Annotated in this window: 1 protein-coding gene; it reads right to left on the bottom strand. The window is 70.1% G+C overall.

Annotation, left to right across the window (positions count from 1 at the left end):
• Positions 1-949 (bottom strand): IS481 family transposase (locus tag IEY56_RS28130; protein ID WP_189040116.1); only part of this gene is annotated, 949 nt, incomplete at both ends.

Raw genomic sequence — 949 nt, 5'->3', positions numbered from 1 at the left:
TGTATTGCCCCGTGAGGTTGGGGACGCGGCTGGCGGGTGGTTGGCCGCCGAGCGCGGTGTGTGCGCGGTGGTGATTGTAGGTGTGCAGCCAGTTGGGGAAGGCGTCGCGTCGTTGGGTCTCGGAGCGGTAAGGCCGGGCGTAGGCCCACTCCTCCAGCAGGGTGCGGTTGAGACGTTCGACCTTGCCGTTCGTCTGGGGCCGGTAGGCGCGAGTGCGCTTGTGCGTGATCCCGGCCGCGGCCAGCGTGTCGCGCCACAGACGGGACTTGTAGCAGGCGCCGTTATCGGTGAGCACGCGTTCGACGGTGATCCCGCAGACGGTGAAGAATGTTTGCGCCCGGGTCCAGAAGCCCGTTGCGGTCTCCTTGCGCTCGTCAGTGAGTATTTCGCTGTAGGCAAGGCGGGAGTGGTCGTCGACGGCGGTGTGGATGTAGCTGTAGCCGACGGCAGAGCGGTTCTTCCGGCCGGCCGTCCGGCCGAGCACCTTGTGGCCGCCTCCGTCGGGGATGTTGCCGAGCTTCTTGATGTCGACGTGCACCAGCTCGCCGGGGCGGTCGCGTTCGTAGCGGCGTATGACCCGGCCGGTGGCCCGGTCGCAGTGATCCAGGCGGCTGACGCCGTAGCGGGTCAGGACGCGGTGGACGGTGGAGGGCGCCAGGTGCAGCAGACCCGCGATGCGTGCTGGGCCCCAGCGGCGCAGGACGCGGACCTTGATGATGCGCCGCTCGATGCGCGTCGGAGTCCGGCGCGGGCAGCGGCCGGGACGGCAGGAGCGGTCAACCATGGCGGCCTCGCCGCCGGCCCGGTAGCGGGTCGCCCACCGCTGGGCGGTGGTGACCGAGACGTTGAACCGTTCGGCCGCCCGGCGCAAAGGCCAGCCGTCCTCGACCACACAGCGGGCCAGCCGCACACGTCCGGTCTCGGTCAGGGGTGCGTTACGGTGCGGCAT

Origin of the sequence: Streptomyces daqingensis (genome assembly GCF_014645895.1) — a bacterium.
GTDB classification, from domain to species: domain Bacteria; phylum Actinomycetota; class Actinomycetes; order Streptomycetales; family Streptomycetaceae; genus Streptomyces; species Streptomyces daqingensis.
This window is presented reverse-complemented; position numbering and strand designations above follow the sequence as displayed.